The organism is Atlanticothrix silvestris CENA357 (assembly GCF_016056295.1).
Lineage (GTDB): Bacteria > Cyanobacteriota > Cyanobacteriia > Cyanobacteriales > Nostocaceae > Atlanticothrix > Atlanticothrix silvestris.
Genome location: NZ_JAECZB010000006.1, coordinates 93,950 through 98,749, shown reverse-complemented (window position 1 = coordinate 98,749; position 4,800 = coordinate 93,950). Strand labels below are relative to the sequence as shown.

The 4,800-nt window shown below is 43.4% G+C and carries 5 protein-coding genes; 4 read left to right on the top strand and 1 reads right to left on the bottom strand.

All coding sequences use genetic code 11. The annotated features are described in order from the left end of the window. The coding region (locus I8751_RS04995) for a hypothetical protein (protein ID WP_214438066.1) at positions 1–194 on the top strand (194 nt) is incomplete at its 5' end. A gap of 41 nt (positions 195–235) precedes the next feature. On the opposite strand, the gene I8751_RS04990 is transcribed toward I8751_RS04995, so the two are convergent. Continuing rightward, on the bottom strand, positions 236–1,318 hold the full coding sequence (locus I8751_RS04990) for an ATP-dependent 6-phosphofructokinase (RefSeq protein WP_214438065.1): 1,083 nt from the start codon (positions 1,316–1,318) through the stop codon (positions 236–238). Positions 1,319–1,671: 353 nt separating this feature from the next. Between I8751_RS04990 and hoxE the strand changes: the two genes are divergently transcribed. From hoxE to I8751_RS04975, 3 genes are read left to right on the top strand one after another with little or no spacing between them, the layout of a single operon-like run. After that, positions 1,672–2,184: a bidirectional hydrogenase complex protein HoxE gene (gene hoxE, locus I8751_RS04985; protein WP_214438064.1), complete on the top strand. Its 513-nt coding sequence runs from the start codon at positions 1,672–1,674 to the stop codon at positions 2,182–2,184. After that, a complete protein-coding gene (locus tag I8751_RS04980) occupies positions 2,171–3,793 on the top strand; it encodes a NuoF family protein (protein ID WP_214438063.1) in 1,623 nt (540 codons plus the stop codon). Before hoxE ends, I8751_RS04980 begins: the two co-directional genes overlap by 14 nt. Before the next feature lie 9 nt (positions 3,794–3,802). After that, positions 3,803–4,633 carry a DUF6920 family protein gene (locus I8751_RS04975; RefSeq protein ID WP_214438062.1) on the top strand — a complete coding sequence of 277 codons (831 nt, stop codon included), beginning with the start codon at positions 3,803–3,805 and terminating at the stop codon, positions 4,631–4,633. Positions 4,634–4,800 lie beyond the last annotated feature (167 nt).

Sequence of the window (4,800 nt, the reverse complement as noted above, 5' to 3'; positions counted from 1 at the left end):
ATCCAGGATATTTACCAAGTTCTCCCCAAGTATCTCCAGGTTTTCTCGTACCAACCTATATACCGATGTATCCGCAAGGGTATCCAGGATATTTACCAAGTTCTCCCCAAGTATCTCCAGGTTTTCTCGTACCAACTTATATACCGATGTATCCGCAAGGGTATCCAGGTTTTTCCGCACCAATGTATCCATGACATCCATAAGTACGGTCAAGCCACAGTCTAATTGTAAAACTTTAAATTGTGGTTATCGCCGGAGTAATATTGCCCATATAAGTACTGAGCGATCGCGCCGTTTGCACTAAGAAATTATTGGGATCTACAAGACAAGGACTGCAAGCCAAAACATCCTCTAAAGGAACTGCAACAACTTGTCCATTTTGCCAAGCTACCATTTGTGCCGATTGCCCATCAGCTAACAAATCTACCGCAGCTTTGCCAAAAACTGTGGCTATCAAGCGATCTAAAGCTGAAGGAATACCACCTCGTTGGATATGTCCCAAAACAGAAACCCGAATATCAATTTGATCGTTACTGCAATGGCGAATTTCATCAGCAATATATTGACCCATACCACAAGATGGCTTTTCACAGGATGGATGGCTAAATGAATCGGCTGCTATTTGAGCGCCTTCCGCCGCGACGACAATTGCAAATCTGCGTCCCCAGCGATCGCGTAATTCGGCCAAATGTTCGCACACACCTTTAATTGAATAAGGAATTTCGGGAATCAAAATCACATCTGCACCCCCTGCAATGCCGGAGTGCAATGCTAAATGCCCTGCTTTGCGTCCCATGACTTCGACAATCATCACGCGATCGTGACTAGCAGCTGTAAATGTCAAACGATTTAGAGCATCAACAATCGTGTTGACCGCAGTATCAAACCCAACAACTCTTTCTGTCTTGCCGACATCATTATCAATTGTTTTCGGAATGGCAATGAACTGCCAATTTCCTTGGCTTTGTAGTTGATTGAGAATCGTTAAACTGCCATCTCCACCAATCCCAATTAAGGCATCTAATTCTAAAGCATGGTAGCCTGCAATAATTTCGTCAACATGAGCTAGAGTATCGCCTTTGTTGATGCTACCTAGAATTGTGCCTCCCATATTCAGCAAAGGGTCAATACCACGTAGATCTAAACCATGTATGCTCAAAGGAATTGCTTTTCTTTCTAACAGCCCTCTAGTTGCATAAGGAATACCCACTACCTGCCACTTATAAGTAAGGGTGGCGTGGTTAACAACAGCTCGAATTACAGCATTGAGTCCAGGACAATCACCACCACTGGTAAGAATGCCAAGTCGTTTTTGCATAGTCATCACACCAAGAAAGGCAGGAGGAATATGAACCTTATTTTGGCTATATTTTGAGGTTAAATCAAAAATCTGAGGAAGTTGTGAAGATCTAATCTTAGATATTACGCCTTGCTTCATTGCAGTGCGAACATCTCTGAAACTCTTTTCTCTGTGTCTCTGTCTTGAAAAGTTTCCTACGCCGGGAAACCCGGCTTCGAGGAACTTTTCGCTGCGCCTCTGCGTGAAAATTCATACCCTCGTCCAGCAACGTCGAAAATTCACTTAACTGTCCTCACAAGTTTCTCAAATTGTTCTTCTATCATCCTAATTGTGAGACGCAGAACATCCTTAAGAGATGAGAGGCTCAAACGATGAATTCAGCATCTGCTGTTAAAACTAAGAACACGGCAACAGATAAGCGCTTTAAGATGCTGGATGCAACTATCAAACGCTACCAGTATCAACAGGATGCTCTCATTGAGATATTGCATAAAGCGCAAGAACTTTTTGGCTATTTAGAAAATGATGTCTTAGTTTACGTTGCTCATAGTCTTAAACTGCCGCCTAGTCGAGTTTATGGTGTTGCCACGTTCTACCATTTATTTTCACTTGCACCTAGTGGCGTACATACCTGTGTGGTGTGTACGGGTACAGCTTGTTACGTCAAAGGCGCTCAAGCTATCCTGACAAATTTAGAAAAATCTGCCCACATTCATGCAGGTGAAACCTCAGCAGATGGTCAAATTTCATTGCTCACAGCAAGGTGTCTAGGTGCTTGTGGAATTGCCCCTGCTGTAGTATTTGATGGTACCGTTTTAGGCAATCAAACCCCTGAATCAGTCCTTGATCGCATCAAAGGATGGCTGCAAGATGGATCTAGCTGAGTTAAATGAAATTGCCCAAAAAGAACGTGCTTCAGAAAAATCTGTGCAAATTCGCTGTTGTGTTGCAGCTGGTTGTCTGTCTGCCAATTCACAAGCCGTCAAACTGCGTTTGGAAGAGGCTGTAACAGCACAAAATTTGACAAAAAAAGTAGAAGTTCGTGGTGTTGGCTGTATGCGTTTGTGCTGTCAAGGGCCATTGGTACAGGTTGAAAGAAACACCAAGCCAGAAAGTCTAGGTACGCTTTACGAGAAAGTTACACCTGATGATGCACCCTCAATTATCGCCGCTGTGAATGGAGGAGAGACAACAGTCCAACAAGGGGATTTAACTCATCCATTTTTTACATGCCAGATGCCGATTGTTTTAGAAAACAGTGGCAAAATCGATCCAGAACGCATTCAATCTTATATTGCTGCCAAAGGTTATCAAGCCCTTTACCATGTTTTGCGGGAGATGAATCCCAATGAGGCAGTAGATAATATTACCCGCAGTGGTTTACGAGGACGTGGTGGTGCTGGTTATCCTACAGGTTTGAAATGGGCAACGGTTGCTAAAGCAAAAGGAGAACGTAAATTTGTCATCTGCAATGCTGATGAGGGTGATCCTGGGGCGTTTATGGATCGCAGCGTCCTAGAAAGCGATCCTCATCGCGTTTTAGAAGGAATGGCGATCGCAGCATACTCTGTAGGCGCAAATCAAGGCTACATCTACATTCGGGCAGAATATCCCGTTGCTATCAATCGTTTGCAAACTGCCATTCGTCAAGCGCAACATCTGGGCATCTTAGGCACGCAAATTTTCGACTCTCGTTTTGATTTTAAAATTGATATTCGTATCGGTGCTGGGGCTTATGTCTGCGGTGAAGAAACTGCTTTAATGGCTTCTATTGAAGGTAAACGGGGTACTCCTTATCCCCGTCCGCCCTACCCTGCTGAGTCTGGTTTATGGGGATATCCGACTTTAATTAATAATGTTGAAACTTACGCTAATATTGCCCCAATTATCCGCAAAGGCGCTGAATGGTTCGCTAGCATTGGCACTCAAAAGAGCAAAGGCACAAAGGTTTTTGCATTAGCAGGCAAAATCCGTAACACAGGTTTAATAGAAGTACCAATGGGAACTCCATTAAAGCAGATTGTAGAAGCAATGGGCGGCGGTGTACCGAATGTTGGTGTAGTAAAAGCCGTGCAAACTGGTGGCCCTTCTGGGGGATGTATTCCAGCATCAGCTTTTGATAGTCCAGTAGATTATGAATCACTCACTCAACTAGGTTCGATGATGGGTTCCGGTGGGATGATTGTCATGGATGAAACTACCAACATGGTGGATGTCGCTCGCTTTTTCATGGAATTTTGCATGGATGAATCTTGCGGTAAATGCATTCCCTGTCGGGTGGGAACGGTGCAATTGTATAAATTGTTAACAAAGATTAGTGAGGGTAAGGCATCCTTAGCTGACTTGGAATTGCTGGAAGAACTATGCGACATGGTAAAACATACCAGCCTGTGCGGTCTTGGTCAGTCTGCACCTAATCCGGTGTTTAGTACGTTGCGTTACTTCCGTGATGAATATTTGGCTTTGATTAAAGAAACTGCCATATCTAAATAGGTGGAGCAAATGTTTACCAAAATTTTCTTCGGCATTGGGGCATTGCTAGCGATCGCATTCATAATTCTAGTTATTATTCGCGTCAGGAACGAACAAGAAATTGATCGGATTTGGCGATCGCTAGAATCGTCACCAACAGGCGATCGTTTCACTGAAGATATGGTTGCAGAATTACCTCCTCCTGTGCAACGCTACTTTTTGCATAGCATTGCGCCGGGAACTCCTCTTGCTTCCTCTGTCAGCTTGGAAATGAGTGGCAGTTTTAGAATGGCACAAGATAAACCGTGGATACCGATGCGAGCAAAACAGATTACCTCAGCGCTGAAAGGATTTGTTTGGAAAGCAGTTATTGGTAGCGGTTTGTTTAAATTTATGGGAGCAGATTACTATGCCAACAAGTCGGGTCAAATGCGCTTTGCCCTTTGGGGACTAATTCCCTTAGTAAATGTCCAAAATCCTGATATTACTCGCTCTGCCATTGGACGATTCGTAGGAGAATTTTTCTGGCTGCCTTCTGCTTTGCTACTTCAACGCAACGTAACTTGGAAGGAAATTGATGATAAAACTATCCAAGCTAGTTTGAAGGTTGATGGTGAACCTGTAACGCTGACAATGGTTACAGACATTGACGGTAAACTGCTGAAGGTTTCTTTCCCACGTTGGGGAGAACACACCGAGGATGGTAGTTATACTTACATTCCCTTTGGTGGAGAATTTCAAGAAGAACACACATTTGGCGGATTTACAATTCCCTCCCAGATAAGTGCAGGCTGGTGGTTTGGGACAGAGCGTTATTCAGAGTTCTTTCTAGCCACAATTGAGCAAGCTGAGTTTTGTTGAGTAATTTAGAAAATGCTCTAAAAGTCTTTGGTAATGGAGCAAACACTTTCAGATTTTTCTAAAAGCTACGGTGTATACAAAAGTCTTTTAACTTGCATTGTTAATACATTGGTCTGCATTGTTAATACATCGGCTTGCACTATTAATACACTGGTCTGCATTGTTAA